At 63.0% G+C, this 15,943-nt stretch carries 14 protein-coding genes; 7 read left to right on the plus strand and 7 right to left on the minus strand.

Annotation, left to right across the window (positions count from 1 at the left end; translation table 11 throughout):
- Nucleotides 1-16: 16 nt before the first annotated feature.
- A complete protein-coding gene (locus HPO_RS08385; protein WP_035597130.1) occupies nucleotides 17-1,390 on the plus strand; it encodes a TrkH family potassium uptake protein in 1,374 nt (457 codons plus the stop codon).
- A gap of 6 nt (nucleotides 1,391-1,396) precedes the next feature.
- On the opposite strand, the gene HPO_RS08390 is transcribed toward HPO_RS08385, so the two are convergent.
- Genes HPO_RS08390 through HPO_RS08405 form a run of 4 tightly spaced genes read right to left on the minus strand, consistent with a single transcriptional unit; the run spans nucleotide 1,397 to nucleotide 6,217 of the window.
- Nucleotides 1,397-1,801, minus strand: coding sequence for a metallopeptidase family protein (locus HPO_RS08390; RefSeq protein WP_035596962.1), 405 nt, complete (start codon nucleotides 1,799-1,801; stop codon nucleotides 1,397-1,399).
- Nucleotides 1,798-2,118 (minus strand): YbjQ family protein, encoded by a 321-nt coding sequence (locus HPO_RS08395; protein ID WP_035596966.1) that lies wholly within the window; start codon nucleotides 2,116-2,118, stop codon nucleotides 1,798-1,800. The genes HPO_RS08390 and HPO_RS08395 overlap by 4 nt, the downstream gene beginning before the upstream one ends.
- Before the next feature lie 20 nt (nucleotides 2,119-2,138).
- A complete protein-coding gene (gene scpA, locus HPO_RS08400) occupies nucleotides 2,139-4,301 on the minus strand; it encodes a methylmalonyl-CoA mutase (protein WP_035596969.1) in 2,163 nt (720 codons plus the stop codon).
- On the minus strand, nucleotides 4,298-6,217 hold the full coding sequence (locus HPO_RS08405) for a methylmalonyl-CoA mutase family protein (protein WP_035596972.1): 1,920 nt from the start codon (nucleotides 6,215-6,217) through the stop codon (nucleotides 4,298-4,300). Before HPO_RS08405 ends, scpA begins: the two co-directional genes overlap by 4 nt.
- A gap of 232 nt (nucleotides 6,218-6,449) precedes the next feature.
- Between HPO_RS08405 and HPO_RS08410 the strand changes: the two genes are divergently transcribed.
- The 3 genes from HPO_RS08410 to HPO_RS20975 all read left to right on the plus strand — a co-directional run bounded on the left by HPO_RS08410 (nucleotide 6,450) and on the right by HPO_RS20975 (nucleotide 9,197).
- Nucleotides 6,450-6,671, plus strand: coding sequence for a hypothetical protein (locus HPO_RS08410; protein WP_035596975.1), 222 nt, complete (start codon nucleotides 6,450-6,452; stop codon nucleotides 6,669-6,671).
- Between the two features lie 448 nt (nucleotides 6,672-7,119).
- Nucleotides 7,120-8,106: an NAD(P)H-dependent flavin oxidoreductase gene (locus HPO_RS08420; protein WP_035596980.1), complete on the plus strand. Its 987-nt coding sequence runs from the start codon at nucleotides 7,120-7,122 to the stop codon at nucleotides 8,104-8,106.
- Nucleotides 8,107-8,327: 221 nt separating this feature from the next.
- Nucleotides 8,328-9,197 (plus strand): D-Ala-D-Ala carboxypeptidase family metallohydrolase, encoded by an 870-nt coding sequence (locus HPO_RS20975; RefSeq protein ID WP_241767885.1) that lies wholly within the window; start codon nucleotides 8,328-8,330, stop codon nucleotides 9,195-9,197.
- 179 nt (nucleotides 9,198-9,376) lie between these two features.
- Here the strand turns inward: HPO_RS20975 and map are convergent, their stop codons facing one another.
- Both map and HPO_RS08440 read right to left on the minus strand, forming a co-directional pair.
- Complete coding sequence (gene map, locus HPO_RS08435; RefSeq protein WP_035596982.1) at nucleotides 9,377-10,168, minus strand: type I methionyl aminopeptidase; 792 nt, start codon at nucleotides 10,166-10,168, stop codon at nucleotides 9,377-9,379.
- On the minus strand, nucleotides 10,165-10,377 hold the full coding sequence (locus tag HPO_RS08440) for a ParD-like family protein (RefSeq protein ID WP_035596984.1): 213 nt from the start codon (nucleotides 10,375-10,377) through the stop codon (nucleotides 10,165-10,167). Before HPO_RS08440 ends, map begins: the two co-directional genes overlap by 4 nt.
- A gap of 121 nt (nucleotides 10,378-10,498) precedes the next feature.
- Here HPO_RS08440 and HPO_RS08445 point away from each other — a divergent pair, with 121 nt between their 5' ends.
- Nucleotides 10,499-11,863, plus strand: coding sequence for an amidase family protein (locus tag HPO_RS08445; protein WP_051612454.1), 1,365 nt, complete (start codon nucleotides 10,499-10,501; stop codon nucleotides 11,861-11,863).
- Between the two features lie 145 nt (nucleotides 11,864-12,008).
- Here HPO_RS08445 and HPO_RS19710 read toward each other — a convergent pair whose 3' ends face one another.
- On the minus strand, nucleotides 12,009-12,716 hold the full coding sequence (locus HPO_RS19710; RefSeq protein WP_162174028.1) for an FkbM family methyltransferase: 708 nt from the start codon (nucleotides 12,714-12,716) through the stop codon (nucleotides 12,009-12,011).
- A gap of 382 nt (nucleotides 12,717-13,098) precedes the next feature.
- Here HPO_RS19710 and glpK point away from each other — a divergent pair, with 382 nt between their 5' ends.
- Both glpK and HPO_RS08460 read left to right on the plus strand, forming a co-directional pair.
- Nucleotides 13,099-14,580: a glycerol kinase GlpK gene (gene glpK / locus HPO_RS08455; protein ID WP_035596987.1), complete on the plus strand. Its 1,482-nt coding sequence runs from the start codon at nucleotides 13,099-13,101 to the stop codon at nucleotides 14,578-14,580.
- 2 nt (nucleotides 14,581-14,582) lie between these two features.
- Nucleotides 14,583-15,905, plus strand: coding sequence for an APC family permease (locus HPO_RS08460; protein ID WP_035596989.1), 1,323 nt, complete (start codon nucleotides 14,583-14,585; stop codon nucleotides 15,903-15,905).
- Nucleotides 15,906-15,943 lie beyond the last annotated feature (38 nt).

Raw genomic sequence — 15,943 nt, forward strand, 5'->3', positions numbered from 1 at the left:
GCTCAAAGGTTTCATCATGCGCGTTACGCGAATGATCGGGGCCACCCGCAAGTTTCTTGCGGTTGCCTCTCTGCACGTCCATCGCTTTATGCGCCGGATCCACCCGGCCAAGCTGATCTTTGCCGGCTATGCGTTCTACATGGCGCTTGGCTGGGCTATTCTGTGTTTGCCCGTTTCTCAGTCAGTGCCCGTCGTGCCGCTGGACAATCTCTTCACGGCTGTCTCTGCCGTATCCACCACAGGGCTTGTGACCGTCGATCCGGGTACCTCCTATACGTTCCTGGGTGAACTGGTGATCCTGCTGCTGATCCAGGCAGGTGGTATCGGATATATGACGCTCGGCTCGTTCGTCATGATGGCAACAGCGCAGCACCTGTCGCCTCTGCGTGAACGCCTCGCCCGCACTGCCTTCACATTGCCTGAGGACGTCAGTGTCGGGAGCTTCATCCGGACGGTCGTGATCTACACGCTGGTTATCGAGTTGGTAGGGGCTTGTCTGCTCTACCTCCAGTTTGCAGCAAGCGGCGTCGATAACGCTGTATGGAGTTCCATCTTCCACTCCGTTTCCGCCTTCTGCACCGCAGGCTTCAGCCTCAATCCCAACAGCCTGGAAAATTTCCGGGGCGACGTAGGGGTCAATGCAACCATTTCGGCGCTGTCGATACTTGGCGCCATGGGCTTCCTCATCGCCTGGGATGTCTGGCGGGGGCTGACGCGCCGCAGCTTCGCGCTTAGCTTTACCAGCAAGGTGATCCTGAAGCTGACGGGGGCCTTTCTGCTTGTCGGTGCAGCCGTTATCTTCGTGTCGGAGCCAGGAATCGCAGCGCTCCCATCTGGTGAACGGCTGCTCGCTTCCTTCTTTCAGACCATGACGACTACAACAACGGTCGGCTTCAACACCCATCCGATCAGTACACTGACGCCCGCTGTAATCGTGCTGCTCTTTTTCCTCATGGCCATTGGCGCCTCGCCTTCAGGCACAGGGGGCGGTCTCAAGACCACGACTTTCGCGGCAATGATCGGGCTTGTGCGCTCGACAGTGCGCCGGCGCCCGGAGATTACCTTTTTCAATCGCGTGATTGCGCCTGCGCGGCTGCAACTGGCAATGGCGTCGTCAGCCTACTTTGTGATGCTGATGACGCCTGCCTTCTTCCTTCTCTGTCTCACAGAGCCCGGCAAGGATTTCGAGGCTTTGCTGTTTGAGGCGATCTCCGCCATCGGCACGGTTGGCCTGTCTATGGGCATCACCGGCTCGCTGAGCGATTTTGGAAAGCTCACCGTTATTCTTCTGATGTTTGCAGGCCGCGTTGGAATTCTCACCTTCGGCATCGCGCTTGCTTCGAAGGATGAAGAGGCCGGGAAGCGGGAGCAGGAGGATCTCCTTGTCTGATCCTGCCTAGTCATCTTCCTCGAGCTTGGCGTCCATCTCCTCGTCTGACCAGCCGAAATGATGGCCAAGCTCATGAATGAAAACATGGCTCACAAGCTCTTCGACCGTCACGTCTCCCCGGGCTGCCCATTCAAACAGGATGGGCAGTCGGTAGAGATAGATAAGCGGTCTGTATTCGGAGGGGTTTGTGACGCTTTCAATGGTGAGCGGAATACCCACATAGAGACCGGTCAGCTCCAGCGCGTCTTCGATGCCCATCTCGTCAAGCGTTTCATTTTCGGCATAATCCATGACGATGATGCGCACATCGCCGGCAGCCTTGCGCATGAAATCGGGCAGGTCAGCGAAGCTTTTTTCCGCCGTCAGATACATTTCGTCGAGGGTGGGCGCGATGGCCGTCAGCGCGCTCATGCGAGCGTTACGGCCGTGCCGGAGACGGCCACCATCATCATCGAGCCGCCCTGGCCGATGACGCTGTAATCGAACTTGACCCCGACGATGGCGTCCGCGCCGAGGCGGGTTGCTTCTTCGATCATCTCCGCCAGCGCGCCGTCCCGCGTCTCGCGCAGGGTGCTCTCATAGGCGTTTGACCGCCCGCCCACGAGGTTGGTAAAGCCCGCCAGAATATCCTTGCCGAGATGCGCGCCAATCACGACCTCCCCGCACACGACGCCTCTGTATTCCCGGATATCCCGGCCCTGAACCGTGTGGGTGGTGGTGAGGATCATGGTTGTCTCTCCGTTGAAGACTACTCCGCCGCCGTCCGCGCGGGATCATCTTCTCCCAGCAGAAGCTCCAGCATCCGGATGGCGCTGTCGGCGATCACTGTGCCCGGAGGAAAGATCGCTGCGGCGCCTGCGGTGCGCAGGGCATCGAAATCCTGGGGCGGGATAACGCCGCCGACGATGATCTGCGCGTTGGCCGCGCCTTCATTGCCAAGGGCGCGTTTCAGCTCCGGCACCAGCGTCAGATGGCCCGCTGCCAGCGATGAGGCGGCGACAATGTCCACACCCGCCTTGCGCGCGTCGCGCGCGGCTTCTTCCGGCGTCTGGAAGAGGGGACCAATCTCGACTTCCCAGCCAAGGTCCATCAGCGCAGAGGCGACGACCTTCTGTCCACGGTCATGTCCGTCCTGACCCATCTTGGCGATGTAGATCTTCGGCTTGCGGCCGGTTTTTTTGATAAACGCCTGCGCCAGGCTTTCCGCTTCGTTGGCCTTGTCCGTGCCCTTCACGCCGCTGCCATAGACGCCCTTGATGGAGCGGATGACGGCCTGATGGCGGCCCTGGCTGCGCTCGACCGCTTCGGAAATCTCGCCCACGGTGGCCTTGGCGCGGGCTGCGTCCACGGCCAATGCGAGGAGGTTGCCCTTCGTGCCGGCGGCGGCTTCGGCAATGGCGTCCAGCTTGGCGGTGACTTCGGCTTCGTTGCGCTCGGCCTTCAGGCGCGCCAGTTTTTCCAGCTGCATCCGGCGCACAGCGGCGTTGTCCACCTTCAGTACCGGGACGTCTTCTTCTTCGTCCAGCAGGAACTTGTTGACGCCCACGACAGTCTGCGTGCCGCTGTCGATGCGCGCCTGGGTGTTGGCGGCGGCTTCTTCAATGCGCAGTTTCGGCAGGCCTTCTTCGATGGCTTTCGCCATGCCGCCCATCGCTTCGACTTCCTCGATATGCTTCAGCGCCTTGGCCGCAAGATCATGCGTCAGCCGCTCGACGTAATAGCTGCCGCCGAACAGGTCGATGGACTGGCAGGCGCCCGCTTCCTGCTGCAGCAGGATCTGCGTGTTGCGCGCGATGCGGGCGGAGAAGTCTGTCGGCAGGGCCAGGGCTTCGTCGAAGCTGTTGGTGTGCAGGCTCTGCGTCTGCCCACCAGCGGCGGCGATGGCCTCCAGGCAGGTGCGGATGACGTTGTTGTAAACGTCCTGCGCCGTCAGGCTCCAGCCGGAGGTCTGCGAGTGCGTCCGCAGGCTGAGGGATTTGTCAGACTTCGGATTGAAGTTCTCCTTCACGAGCTTTGCCCAGATGAGGCGCGCGGCCCGCATCTTGGCAACTTCCATGAAGGTGTTCATGCCGATTGCCCAGAAGAAGGACAGGCGCGGCGCAAAGGCGTCCACATCCAGCCCGGCGGCGACGCCTGCGCGGATATATTCGATGCCATCGGCCAGCGTATAGGCCAGCTCAAGGTCTGCCGTCGCGCCCGCTTCCTGCATGTGATAGCCGGAAATCGAGATCGAGTTGAACTTCGGCATCTTCTCCGAGGTGAAGGCGAAAATGTCCGAAATGATCCGCATCGAGGGCTTGGGCGGATAGATATAGGTATTCCGCACCATGAACTCTTTCAGAATATCATTCTGAATGGTCCCGGCGAGTTTTTCCGGCGGCACGCCCTGTTCCTCGGCAGCGACAATGTATAGCGCCAGGATCGGCAGAACCGCGCCGTTCATCGTCATGGAGACCGACATCTGATCCAGCGGAATGCCGGAGAACAATGTGCGCATGTCGAGGATGGAGTCGATCGCCACGCCCGCCATGCCCACATCGCCCGTTACGCGCGGGTGGTCAGAATCATAGCCCCGGTGGGTGGCCAGATCGAATGCCACAGAAAGGCCCTTCTGGCCGGCGGCCAGGTTGCGGCGATAGAAGGCGTTGGAATCTTCGGCCGTGGAAAAGCCCGCATACTGACGGATTGTCCAGGGCTGATTGGTATACATCGTGGGGTAGGGGCCCCGGCCAAAGGGCGTGAGGCCCGGATAATCATCCAGGTAATCCAGCCCAGCGCGATCTGCTGCGGTGTAGGCGGATTGAACCGCAATGCCTTCAGGCGTCTCCCAGGCTTCGCCGAGTTTCGGCTTTTCAGCTTTTGCGCCGGGCGTGCCGAGGTCAAGTTTGGTGAAATCGGGGAACTTGGTCATTTGGACACTCCCAGCTCGGCATGAGCAACCTGGAGCGCGTGGAGCACGTCACAGCCTGCGAAAATGTTAAGGTCGATGCCGGGCGCTTCGGCTTTTCCAGCGAGCCAGACGCTTTGCGCGCCGGCTTTCTTCAGAGCATCTGCAGCTTCCGCTGCGCCGGTTTCATACGCCTTGTCCGTGCCGCAGATCACCGCGAGGCGGCAGCCCGAAGCCTTGAACGCGGCCGCGAGTTCGGCGGCGTCACGGGGCGGCACAACGGCCTCCTTCGGCGCGATGCCGCCAGCGGCCAGCATGTTGCGCGCAAAGTCCGCGCGCGGCGTAAATTCGGCCAGCGCGCCGAGCGTCGCGATGAACACTTCCGGCCGCTTGGGCGCGCCGGCTGCCGCGTCACGCAGAGCCTCGAAGGCGGCCGCCAGACGGATAGGCGCAAGCGCTTCGGCGGTGGCGTCCGTCCCGCTGGCCAGCGGCCCTTTGACGAGCGCCTTCAGGCCCGTATCGGATACGCCATCCCGCGCACGGGGCATATCCACATCGGCAACCGGCGCCGCGATCTCGTCCAGCAGCGGATACTCCGAAACGCCCGTCAGCGGTATCTTGCGGCGGGCAATATCCTTGGCGCGGGCGTCGCGCACCGCTTTCACGCGGGCCTGAAAGGCGCCGGAAACGAGTGAGGCGCCATAGCCGCCTTCGCTTTCGATTTTCTGGAACTCTGCCCAGGCTGCTTCGGCGAGGTCATCGGCCAGCGTCTCGGTGAACCAGGCCCCGCCGGTCGGGTCTGCCACGCGGCCAAGCTGGCTTTCTTCCATGGCGATGATCTGGGTGTTGCGTGCAATTCGGCGGCCGAGTTCTTCCGGCCGGCCAAGGGCTTCGTTGAATGCGCGCGAGGTCACAATGTCCGCGCCGCCCGCCGCGCCTGCGAACACGGCGGAGGTAACGCGCAGCATGTTCGTCCACGGATCATACTTTGTCAGCATCCGCGCAGAGGTCACGCCCTGCAGGCGCATCGGCGCCGGCGCAAGGCCAAGCGCGTCCAGGCAGCGCGCCCAGAGGCGGCGCGCCGCGCGCAGCTTGGCGATGCCGATACCATAGTTGGCATCCAGCGCGACGGCGAAGCTCATACGGCTGGTCAGCGCGGCGATGTCTGCCTTCCCATCCAGGCGGCGCAGCGTGTCGATGGCCGAAGCGATCAGCGCGCCCAGTTCCTGCGCTTCTGAGCCGCCCGCTTCATGCACGCTGGTCGCGTCAATGCGGACAAGGCCCGCTTTGGGGAATTTCTGGCCGAGCGGCCCGATCACGGACGTCAGCCGTTCAAACGCCGCGTCGAGGCCGCCGGAGAGCTTGCCGGACCGGGCCAGTGCGCCGAGCGGGTCCATGTTGAAATCGATAGCGAGGTCTGCCGCGTTTTCCTGTTTCTCCGCCCAGAGGGCGAGCAGGGCAGAGGCCGTCACGCCCGAGGCGTTGAGATGGCTGAGCGCCACCCCGGCATAGTCCGCGCGCACGCCGCTGAGCGCCGTCTCAAAGTCTTCCAGCGTGGTGATCTGAACGCCCTGCTGGCCGGTGCAGTCCAGCGCGATCTCAACCGAGGAAACGCCGCGCTCCAGGTCGCGCAGGATCTCGGCATTGGTTTCCTCTGCCGAGGGGTGGGTGAACAATTGGCGGATGTCCCAGGGGCGCCACTTGTCGGGCGCCGCTGTCGGGCCGCGCAGGTAGGGCGCCTCGCCAGGAACGCCCAGCGGGTCGGTCGCGGCAGCAAAGTCGCTTTCGCGATAGAGCGCCTTGATGCCGATACCATCGGCGGTCTTGCGGGTGAGCGTGTCGACGCCCTTGCCCTTGAGCGCCTTTTCAACTGCGCTCAGCCATTCGGCTTCGGTGGCTGCGGGAAATGCGGAACTGAAGGGGAGGATGTCATCGGCCATGCTGCCGGTTTAGGGCAATCCGGGCCGGCTTGTGAACTGCTTCCTTAAGGGTATGTGACCTTCATTCCTGCATGGGCCTTCTGCATTGCAGCAAGTTGCGCAAAGGCCGCGGCGCGCCAGCCCGAATTCCACAGGCCGTCCCCCCCATCTTTGCCGATTGTAATATTTTGAGGCTTGACCCTCCGGGCTCAAAATGCAAATGAGAATTAGTCGCAAGACGGAGACCGAGACCATGCTCAAGGCGTCGCCATTCTACCGCTCCTCCAGCGTTTCCTCCCATGCCGAGGTGCAACCGGCACAGCTTTGCGGCCAACCCGCAAATGATCATGGTCCCGGTCTCTTTCTCGACGCCCTGATCGCCGATGGCGATCCGGATGACCTGATTTCCCTCCTGCACCGGCAGGCGGCCTGGCGGGGCCTCCTGTCGCACGGCCACCCACCCTCTCACGGGTAGCCAAACTTCCGCGTAGTTCTGCTGGTGGATGTCTGCTTTCGTCGCTGACAGCTCATCCACACCCTTCCGGTGCGTGGGAAGGGGCAGGCTCCGGTGCGGGCAGGGAAGCTCAGGTTTGCGCCAACTCTGTATCTGTAGAGCTGCTGAGCTCCGCCTTGACCACTCCTGACCCGAAAGGGCCGGGGGTGGCTTTTTGCCAGGTGCCAGCAATCCAGACGCGCTGCGAATCGCTAGCGCCCTGAACGTGCGTTAAGCTGAGTGCGTCAAACGCATGTGATTTGACCCCGAAAATTGCGTCCCATATCGGATTGATATGGAAATTCGGGCCTGCGGAGCGGATTTTACAGCCGGAAATCAAGGCTCTCCTGGCCTTCCTCAAGGTCATGCTTGCCGCGCCCTTCCGCCCATATAAGTTCCTTCCCAGAACTATCGTGGGAGAAAACAACCGATGACCGTGCCGCCTATTTTCAACAAGATGCGCCTGCCGGTGATCGCATCGCCGCTCTTCATCATTTCCGGACCGGAACTGGTCATCGCCCAGTGCAAGGCCGGCATCGTCGGCAGCTTCCCGGCGCTGAATGCGCGACCCGACCCTGTACTGCATGAATGGCTGGACCAGATCACCAACGAGCTTGGCGAGCACAATATCAAGCATCCGGACCGCCCGGCTGCGCCCTTCGCGGTCAACCAGATCGTCCACAAGACCAACAACCGCCTCGACCACGACATGGAAGCCTGCGTGAAATACAAGGTGCCGTTCGTGATCACCTCGCTGGGCGCGCGTCAGGATGTGAACGACGCCATCCATTCCTATGGCGGCATCGTCATGCATGATGTGATCGACACGCGCTTTGCGAAGAAGGCGTTGGAAAAGGGCGCCGATGGCCTCATCGCCGTCTGCACCGGCGCGGGTGGCCATGCCGGCGTGCTCTCGCCCTTCGCGCTGATTCAGGAAATCCGCGAATTCTTTGATGGCCCGCTGGCACTGTCGGGCTCCATTGCCAATGGCGGGGCCATTGCCGCTGCTCTCGCGATGGGGGCGGACTTTGCCTATATGGGCTCGGCCTTCATCGCCTGCGACGAAGCCAACGCGATGGAAGGCTACAAGGATGCCATCGTGAATTATGGCGCCGAAGACATCGTCTATTCAAACCTCTTCACCGGCGTGCATGGTAACTATCTGCGCCCGTCCATCGTGGCGGCTGGGTTGGATCCGGACAATCTGCCGGAAAGCGATCCCTCCAAGATGAACTTCGGTTCCGGCGGCAACACCGAGGCCAAGGCCTGGAAGGACATCTGGGGCTGTGGCCAGGGTATTGGCGCGGTGAAAAAGCGTGGTCCTGTCAGCGATTATGTCGACCAGCTGGAGCGTGAGTATAACGACGCCCGCGCGGCACTGGCCAAGGGCCTCGCTTTCTCGCGCGCCGCCGAGTAAGCGGCGCCTCACCCCTCTGAAAACACCGGCGCCCTGTCATTCCTATGGCAGGGAGCTTTTCTTTGCGGACACTTCCGGACAAATCCGGACAGGCCCGGACAGATCTGCGCCGCGCCGCTGGGGTACAGCGCTGGCCCTGTCCAACACGCTTCCTGCGACGGTCACAGGAAATCGGCCCCTTCGAATTCGCCGGGGTAGGGCGCAGGGGCAAACTTCGCCCCATGTTGTACGCATCTTACAGAGACGTTTCGCGCGCTGGCTGGCGCTGGCCCCACTTCACCCCTCAGGAGCTTGCCTGCCGGTGCGGCGGGCGCGGCTGCCGGGGCGCTTACTGGCATGACGCAGCCTTTCTCGACGCGCTCGAAGCCCTGCGCGCGGAAATGGGCCGTCCCCTGAAGATCAATTCGGGCCATCGCTGCGCCATCTGGAATGCCGTGGTTGGCGGCGTGCCGAATTCGGAGCATCGCCGCATGGCGGTGGACATTGCCTTCGGCAGGCATGACCGGCGCGCGATGGTGGCGGCGGCAGAACGCCTCGGCTTTACCGGCATCGGCATTGCCAGATCCTTCCTGCATCTTGACCGCCGAGACGGCCGCACGCTGGACCTATCCGAGGGCGGAAGATCTGTCATGAGCGACATTATCGGCCTTGCCGCCAGCGCAGCGGGTGGCGGCGTGTTCGGCCTTGTGGGCACGGTCATCGGCCGCGTGGCAGGGCTGATCGAGCGGCGGCAGGACAACACCCAGGAACGCGCCCGCTGGGCCCATGACGCGGCCATGCAGGAGGCGCGCATGCGCGAGCTGGCAGCGGCCACAGAAGCGCAGATCAAGCTCGCCGACGCTGCCGGCGCCTGGCGCGGCCTCGCCGCCTCGATGGAAGCCGAAGCCGCGATCGGAGACAGCTATCGCTGGGTGAACGCCGTCCGCGCGCTGACCCGGCCGCTGCTCACCCTGCTGCTCTGGATCATCACCGGCCTCGTCTATCTCGGAGCCACCACCGAAGCCCGCATGGGCATCGTCGAAACCGCCACCTTCGCGGCGACCGCAGCCACGCTTTGGTGGTTCGGGGACAGGGGACAGAAGGGAAGGTGAGGGAGATTTCTCCTGCGCCTCCCTTCTATCGTCACACTCGATGGCCAAAGGCCATCTGAGCCCATCTCGCGCTCTCTGCTGTGGTGAACGGGAGAGCGCAGGAGATAGGCTCTCAGACCGGCTGCGCCGGTCGAGAGTGACGAGGTCGGCGTTGTGAGTGTGGCGGGTTACGCCTGCGGCTAACCCATTCTGCGGGCCGCTTCCCTCACCAGATGCGCCTCTTCCGGCCTCAGTGTCAGCACATCAACACCCGTCTCCGTCACAGCCACCGTATGCTCGAACTGCGCCGAAAGTTTTCCGTCTTCGGTGCGCACGGTCCAGCCATCCTCTTCTGTATACGAACTGCGTTTGCCTTCATTGACCATCGGCTCAATCGTAAACGTCATGCCGGGGCGCAGGCGGAGGCCGGTGCCGGGCTTGCCGAAGTGGAGCACCGAGGGCTCCTCATGCATTTCGCGGCCGATGCCGTGGCCGCAATAGTCGCGGACAATCGTGTATCCGGCCTGCTTCGCATGGCGCTCGATGGCGTGGCCAACGTCGCCCAGCGTGGCGCCGGGGCGGACGGCGCGGATGCCCTTCCACATGGCTTCATAAGTGGTGCGCACCAGGCGGCGGGCGGGCGTGGCCACGGTGCCGATCATGTAGGTCTTGCTGGAATCGGCGATATAGCCATTCTTCTCCAGCGTGATGTCGAAATTCACGATGTCGCCCTCGCGCAGGATATCCTTGGCAGAAGGCACACCATGACAGATCACATCGTTCACGGATGAATTGAGGACATATTCAAAGCCATACTGGCCAAGGCTTGCAGGGCGGGATTTGAGATCCTCGCGGATGAAGCGCTCCACCCGGTCGTTCACCTCCAGCGTATTCATGCCAATCAGCGGCATCTGGTCGATCAGCCCGAACACCGAGGCGAGCAGGCGCCCCGACTCCGCCATCAGCGCCAGTTCTTCTGCGCTCTTGATCATGCCGCGTGCGCGCGCAGGGGATCAGGCGTGACGCCGGCAGCCGCCATCTCCCGCTGCACGATCTCGTTGAAGGAAAGGGTGGGGTTCATCTCGGCCAGCTTGCCGATGCGGATCCACCAGGCGGCCTGCGCATTGATCGAGCGGCAGGAAACCGCGCTCGCCTTGCGCACCTGATCATGCAGGTCGTCTTCTATATTCACGATGCCCATGGCGGCCTCACTATCTGAAATATATATGTTTCGTATATGAACCAGATGCGCCGCGCAAGCGGGCATATGCGTTGAGCTTCTCTGCCCCCGTGCTAGGCTCGCCCGCAACAGGGAGGACGATATGGCCGCAAAGACGAGTTCCGATCTCGCAAAGGCCGGCGCGCTGGAAACGGCAGAGGCCGTACGCGCCGGAGAGATTTCCGCGCTGGAGGCGGCCGAGGCGGCCATCGCGCGCATCGAGGCCGTGGACGGGGCCATCAACGCCGTAGTGGTGCGCGATTTCGAGCGGGCGCGGGCGGCGGCAAAAGCGCTGGACGCCAGCCGCAAGCCCGGCGATCCGCGCCGCTTCCTGGGCGTGCCGATGACTGTGAAGGAATCCAATGACGTGGCGGGCCTGCCCTCCACCTGGGGCTTTGAGCAGTTCAAGGATCTGAACGCGGCGCGGGACGCTCTGGTGGTTGAGCGCCTGAAAGCGCAAGGCGCAATCATCCTTGGAAAGACGAATGTGCCCGTGGCCTTGGGAGACTGGCAGAGCGTGAACCCCATCTATGGGCGCACGGTAAACCCGTTTGACCATGCCCGCTCGCCCGGCGGCTCCTCCGGCGGGGCGGCGGCGGCGCTGGCCACCGGAATGGTGCCGCTGGAGATCGGATCGGACATTGGCGGCTCCATCCGCTTTCCGGCGCATATGTGCGGCGTGTTCGGGCACAAGCCCAGCTATGGCATCGTGCCCCAGCGCGGGCATCTTTTCCCCGGGACGGATGGGTGTGATGCGCCCCTCGCCGTGGTCGGGCCGATGGCGCGGAACGTAGGCGATCTTGTGGCGGCGCTTGATGTGATCGCCGGGCCTGAAGAAGGCAGTGGATACCGGCTGGACCTGCCGGAAGCGCGGACCGGAGGGCTCAAGAATTTTCGCGTGCGCGTGATTGCCGAAATGCCGGGCGTGCCGGTAGACGGGGATACGCGCGCGGGGCTTACGGGGCTGGTGAACGCGCTGCGTGCAGAAGGCGTGACCGTGAGCGAGGGAATGGCGGGGGTGCCAGACCTCGCCGAAATGGTGCCTACCTATGTGCGCATGCTGATGACTGTGATTTCGCGCGGAGACCCGGCAGCGGCGCCGATCAGCGCGCATGACTGGATGAACCTTCAGGACTATCAACTCGCCATCACCCGGCAATGGGCCGCCTTCTTCGAGGGTGTGGACATTCTCCTCTCGCCGGCCTTCTCCACGCCCGCCTTTCCGCACAAGGAAGAACCGGACTGGAGCAAGCGGACCATAGAGATTGATAGGGCAGTGCTGCCCTATGGCTCGCAGCTTGCCTGGGCCGCGATTGCTACGTTCGCCGGTCTGCCCTCAACCTGTGTGCCCGTCGCCAAGAGCGCCGGCGGCCTGCCCATCGGTTTCCAGCTGATCGGCGCGCCCTATGGAGACCGCACCACGCTGCAATTCGCGTCGCTGCTGGAAGCGGCGGGGCTGACAGTCTAAACCAGCGCGTGAACAGCAGGGAAACGCGAGACGTCATTCTCGCCCAGAAACGCGTAGCGCTGCGCTATCCGCAGGATGGTTGGGTGTGCTTGGCGAGGGGTCATATCCTGCGCCGTGGGCGTGCCGGTGCCGCAAGCGCTACGCATCAATTTCCAAACAAACGGGCCCAGAAAGATTTCTTTTCCGGTTCTGGAAGAGTGAGGGGAGTGACGACCTCAAGCTTGCTCGCTTCGCAGACTTCCATGAAAAATGGAAGTTTTTCTGGTGGCACGAATGCGTGGTTCCAGCTTTGTGGATCAAAGGCGGGATAGAAGCTCTGAATGGCCATATCCGGTCTCAGGCGGAAATCCAGATAGCCGCTGTCTGCCAGAAACTGTGCAAGCTTTTCGAAATTTGCGATGTGAAGAATCTCGATCAGGATGATAGGCCGATCTTTCTGCACCATCTTCATGGCGCCGGCCAGGAAGGTGGCTTCGTGTCCTTCAATGTCCGCTTTGACGAGGGAAATTTTCGGCAGCTCGATATCGTCGAGTGGTATCCGCTCAATCTGGATTTTGCTCTTGGGGCCATCGCCCCATTCGGGTTCCAGCGAGGCGCTTGTTTCGAGCATTCCATGGCTGGCGTCAGGCAGATACAGCGTGACTTCTCCCCGTTCATCACTCAACGCGACTTCGTGCAGCCGGACACGGTCCTGAATTTGATTGGCGAGTACGTTATCCTCAAATACCCTGATGATGGGCTCGTAAGGTTCAAAGGCGTGGACAATGCAGTCATTTCGCGCGCTGGCCGCGAGCACTGTGTAGAGTCCGGTGTTGGCGCCGACATCCAGAAATGCCCCGTCCAGTCGGGCCATCATTTCAATGACGAGTATAGGCAGGGGCGACTCATACGCGCCAGTGCGAATGGCATTGGCGACCTGATCCCGGCCATCTGCTTCAGCAATGAAGAAGTTTCGTCCGGCAAACTCTACTGCGACCGCGCCCTTATTTTATGCCTCAATTAGATTTTGACAGATGAAATCAGAACTGATTCTCTTTCTGATGGATTTTATAGAGCACAGGCAACCGCACGCTCTCAAGAAAATTCTGCAATCGCAAAGCAGTGCAGCTGTATTCCCGGGCGTTTGTCGTCGGCCGCCAGGTTACTCGTGTGCTGTGTATTAAAAGCGGCACTCAAACGACTCGCTTGCGGGTGGCTGGCTGGGTGCTAGGCTTTGCTCAAAAAAGGCAGGGCGAATGAGCGATTTTATTCTCGTCATGGATGAGGGCACGACCTCTACACGGGCCATCGTGTATGACCGCGATTTCCGCGAGGTGGCCCTCGCCCAGGAAGAGGTGGCGCTCGGCTATCCCCAGGATGGCTGGGTGGAGCAGGATGGCGAGGAGATCTGGACGCGCACGCTGTCGGTCTGCCGCGCGGTGATCGCCAAGGCGGGCGGGGCGGCGCGCATCGCCGCCATCGGCATCACCAATCAGCGGGAAACCACGCTCGTCTGGGACCGGAAGACCGGCAAGCCGCTCGCCCCGGCCATCATCTGGCAGGACCGGCGCACGGCGGCCTTCTGCGACGGGCTGAAAGAGAAAGGCTATGAAGCCGATGTTCAGGCCGAAACCGGCCTGCTGCTGGACCCCTACTTCTCCGGCACCAAGATCAACTGGGTACTGAGCAATGTGCCCGGCGCGCGGGAAAGGGCAGAGGCTGGAGACCTCGCCTTCGGCACAATCGACAGCTTCCTGCTCTGGCGCCTGACGGGCGGAAAGGTCCACGCCACCGATGTCACCAACGCCTCGCGCACGCTGCTTTACCGGCTGGGCCTTGGCGGGGAGGGCGGCTGGAGCCCGGCAATGGCCGCGATGATGGGCGTGCCCCAGTCGCTTCTGCCCGAAGTGAAGCCCAGCGCGGCGGATTTCGGCATGGCCGAGGCGGCGCTGTTTGGCCGGGAGATTCCGGTGGCCTCGATCCTCGGAGACCAGCAATCAGCGCTCGTGGGGCAGGGCTGCCTGAAGCCCGGCCAGGCAAAGATCACCTTCGGCACCGGTGCCTTCCTGGTCGCCAATACCGGCGCGGCGCGGCCCGTCTCGGAAAACCGCCTGCTGGGCACGGTAGGTTATGAGCTGCCGGGGGCAGCAGCGATGGCGCTGGAAGGCTCCATCTTCAATGCGGGCACGGTCATCAAATGGCTGCGCGATGATCTGGGGCTTATTCAGAGGGCGGACGAAAGCGCAGCGGCCGCCGCCAGCCTGAAGGATAATGGCGGGGTCTATATGGTGCCGGCCTTCACGGGCCTCGGCGCGCCGCACTGGAATGCAGAGGCGCGCGGCCTCATCGCGGGGCTGACGCGCGCGGCCACAGCGGCACATCTCGTGCGTGCAGGGCTGGAATCGGTTGCCTACCAGACACACGATCTGCTCGCCGCCTTCGCTGGTGACGGCGCCCCGATTGCGGAACTGCGCGTCGATGGCGGCATGGTGGGGAATGATTGGCTGATGCAGTTCCTGGCCGATATCTGCGCGCTCCCCGTTCTGCGGCCCGACTATCGCGAGATGACGGCGCTCGGCGCAGCGGCAGCGGCGGCGATGCAGATCGGCTGGCTGAGCGCGGCAGACTGGGCCGCCCGCGAAGTGCCAGGCAAACGCTTCGAGCCCCGCATGGACACCGCCGCCCGCGAGAGCCTCCTGAAAGGGTGGCAGGCCGCCCTTCACCGCGCGTTGACCTGAGAATGGCAGCGCCTGCGCCGTCCTCCCCGACCCGCAATCTGACAACGCGGTATATCGTGGTAGTGACCATCGCGATGGTTGTGGGCGCGGGCATATTCAAATCCCCGGCGCTGGTGGCGGCCAATGCGGGGTCGGAAGCGGCGGTCTACCTGCTCTGGATCGCCGGCGGGCTCATCTCTCTGATGGGCGCGCTCTGCTATTCGGAACTTGCCGCCGCCTTTCCCCATGCGGGCGGGGACTATCATTTCCTTGAGCGGGCCTGGGGGCGGCACTTCGCCTTCCTCTTCGCCTGGGCGCGCCTCGCAGTCATCAATACCGGCGCCATAGCGCTGCTCGGTTTCGTGATCGGCGACTATATGAACCGCGTGATCGATCTCGGCCCCCACGGCCCGGCGATCTATGCCTTCGCCAGCGTCATCGGCCTCACAGCCCTGAAATTGCGGCCTGCAGGGGAGGCGAGCGATAGCAGCCTTGTCATTATACTGATCATAGGTCTTCTGGTGCTGGTGGCGGCCGGCGTCAAGATTGCCCTTCAGGGCACTCCGCCGCTTGCGCCGGGATCGCCCTACATGCCCGGCCTGGGCGGCATCGGCTATGGCCTCGTCTTCGTGCTGCTGGCCTTTGGCGGGTGGACGGAATCGGCCACCCTTTCGGCGGAGGTGAAAGATGCCCAGCGCGGCATGGTGCGCGGCCTGGTGATCGCCATTGTCCTCATCACCGGGCTTTATCTGCTGACGGCCTGGGCCATGCTGCGCGGCCTGGGGCTGGATGGTCTTTCCGGCGCGTCTGCCCCCGCAGCAGACCTGATGGCCCTCGCCTTCGGGGAAAAGGCCGGCGTCATCCTCGCCCTCGCCGTTGTCGCGGCGGCGGCCACCTCGGTCAACGCCACCATCCTCGTGGGCGCGCGCACCACCTATGCCGCCGCCGCGCGTTTGCCCGCCCTCTCATGGATCGGCCGCTGGGACGAACAAGCCCGCAGCCCGCGCAACGCCATTCTGGCGCAGGGCATCATCTCCCTTCTGCTCGTCGGCTTTGGCGCGGCCTATCGCGGCTTTGAAACGCTGGTGGATTATACCGCGCCGGTCTACTGGGTGTTCCTGATCGCCAGCGGCGCCGCGCTCATCCGTCTACGCATGAAAGAGCCTGCAGCAGAACGGCCTTTCCGCGTGCCGCTCTATCCGCTGCTGCCGCTGCTGTTCATCCTCACCAGTTCGGCAATGCTGGTTTCGGCGGTGCTCTATGTGCAGGGCGGGGCCTTCTTCGGCCTCGGCGTGCTGATTGTGGGGCTGGCTGTGCTGCCGCTGCTTGGCAGGCAGCGCGTCTGAAGCGTGCGTAACCGCGGGAACCCCGCCGCGCCTCCCGC

The sequence above is a fragment of the Hyphomonas polymorpha PS728 genome, assembly GCF_000685315.1.
In the GTDB taxonomy this organism is placed as follows: Bacteria; Pseudomonadota; Alphaproteobacteria; order Caulobacterales; family Hyphomonadaceae; genus Hyphomonas; species Hyphomonas polymorpha.

Bases quoted from the DNA above. Each gene is read 5' to 3' on its own strand.
- HPO_RS08395 (WP_035596966.1), bottom strand. From the start codon at position 2,118: ATGATCCTCACCACCACCCACACGGTTCAGGGCCGGGATATCCGGGAA.
- HPO_RS08410 (WP_035596975.1), top strand. From the start codon at position 6,450: ATGCTCAAGGCGTCGCCATTCTACCGCTCCTCCAGCGTTTCCTCCCAT.
- glpK (WP_035596987.1), top strand. From the start codon at position 13,099: ATGAGCGATTTTATTCTCGTCATGGATGAGGGCACGACCTCTACACGG.
- HPO_RS08460 (WP_035596989.1), top strand. From the start codon at position 14,583: ATGGCAGCGCCTGCGCCGTCCTCCCCGACCCGCAATCTGACAACGCGG.
- HPO_RS08385 (WP_035597130.1), top strand. From the start codon at position 17: ATGCGCGTTACGCGAATGATCGGGGCCACCCGCAAGTTTCTTGCGGTT.
- HPO_RS20975 (WP_241767885.1), top strand. From the start codon at position 8,328: ATGTTGTACGCATCTTACAGAGACGTTTCGCGCGCTGGCTGGCGCTGG.
- scpA (WP_035596969.1), bottom strand. From the start codon at position 4,301: ATGACCAAGTTCCCCGATTTCACCAAACTTGACCTCGGCACGCCCGGC.
- HPO_RS08440 (WP_035596984.1), bottom strand. From the start codon at position 10,377: ATGGGCATCGTGAATATAGAAGACGACCTGCATGATCAGGTGCGCAAG.
- HPO_RS08405 (WP_035596972.1), bottom strand. From the start codon at position 6,217: ATGGCCGATGACATCCTCCCCTTCAGTTCCGCATTTCCCGCAGCCACC.
- HPO_RS08445 (WP_051612454.1), top strand. From the start codon at position 10,499: ATGGCCGCAAAGACGAGTTCCGATCTCGCAAAGGCCGGCGCGCTGGAA.
- HPO_RS08420 (WP_035596980.1), top strand. From the start codon at position 7,120: ATGACCGTGCCGCCTATTTTCAACAAGATGCGCCTGCCGGTGATCGCA.
- HPO_RS08390 (WP_035596962.1), bottom strand. From the start codon at position 1,801: ATGAGCGCGCTGACGGCCATCGCGCCCACCCTCGACGAAATGTATCTG.
- map (WP_035596982.1), bottom strand. From the start codon at position 10,168: ATGATCAAGAGCGCAGAAGAACTGGCGCTGATGGCGGAGTCGGGGCGC.
- HPO_RS19710 (WP_162174028.1), bottom strand. From the start codon at position 12,716: ATGGCCCGACTGGACGGGGCATTTCTGGATGTCGGCGCCAACACCGGA.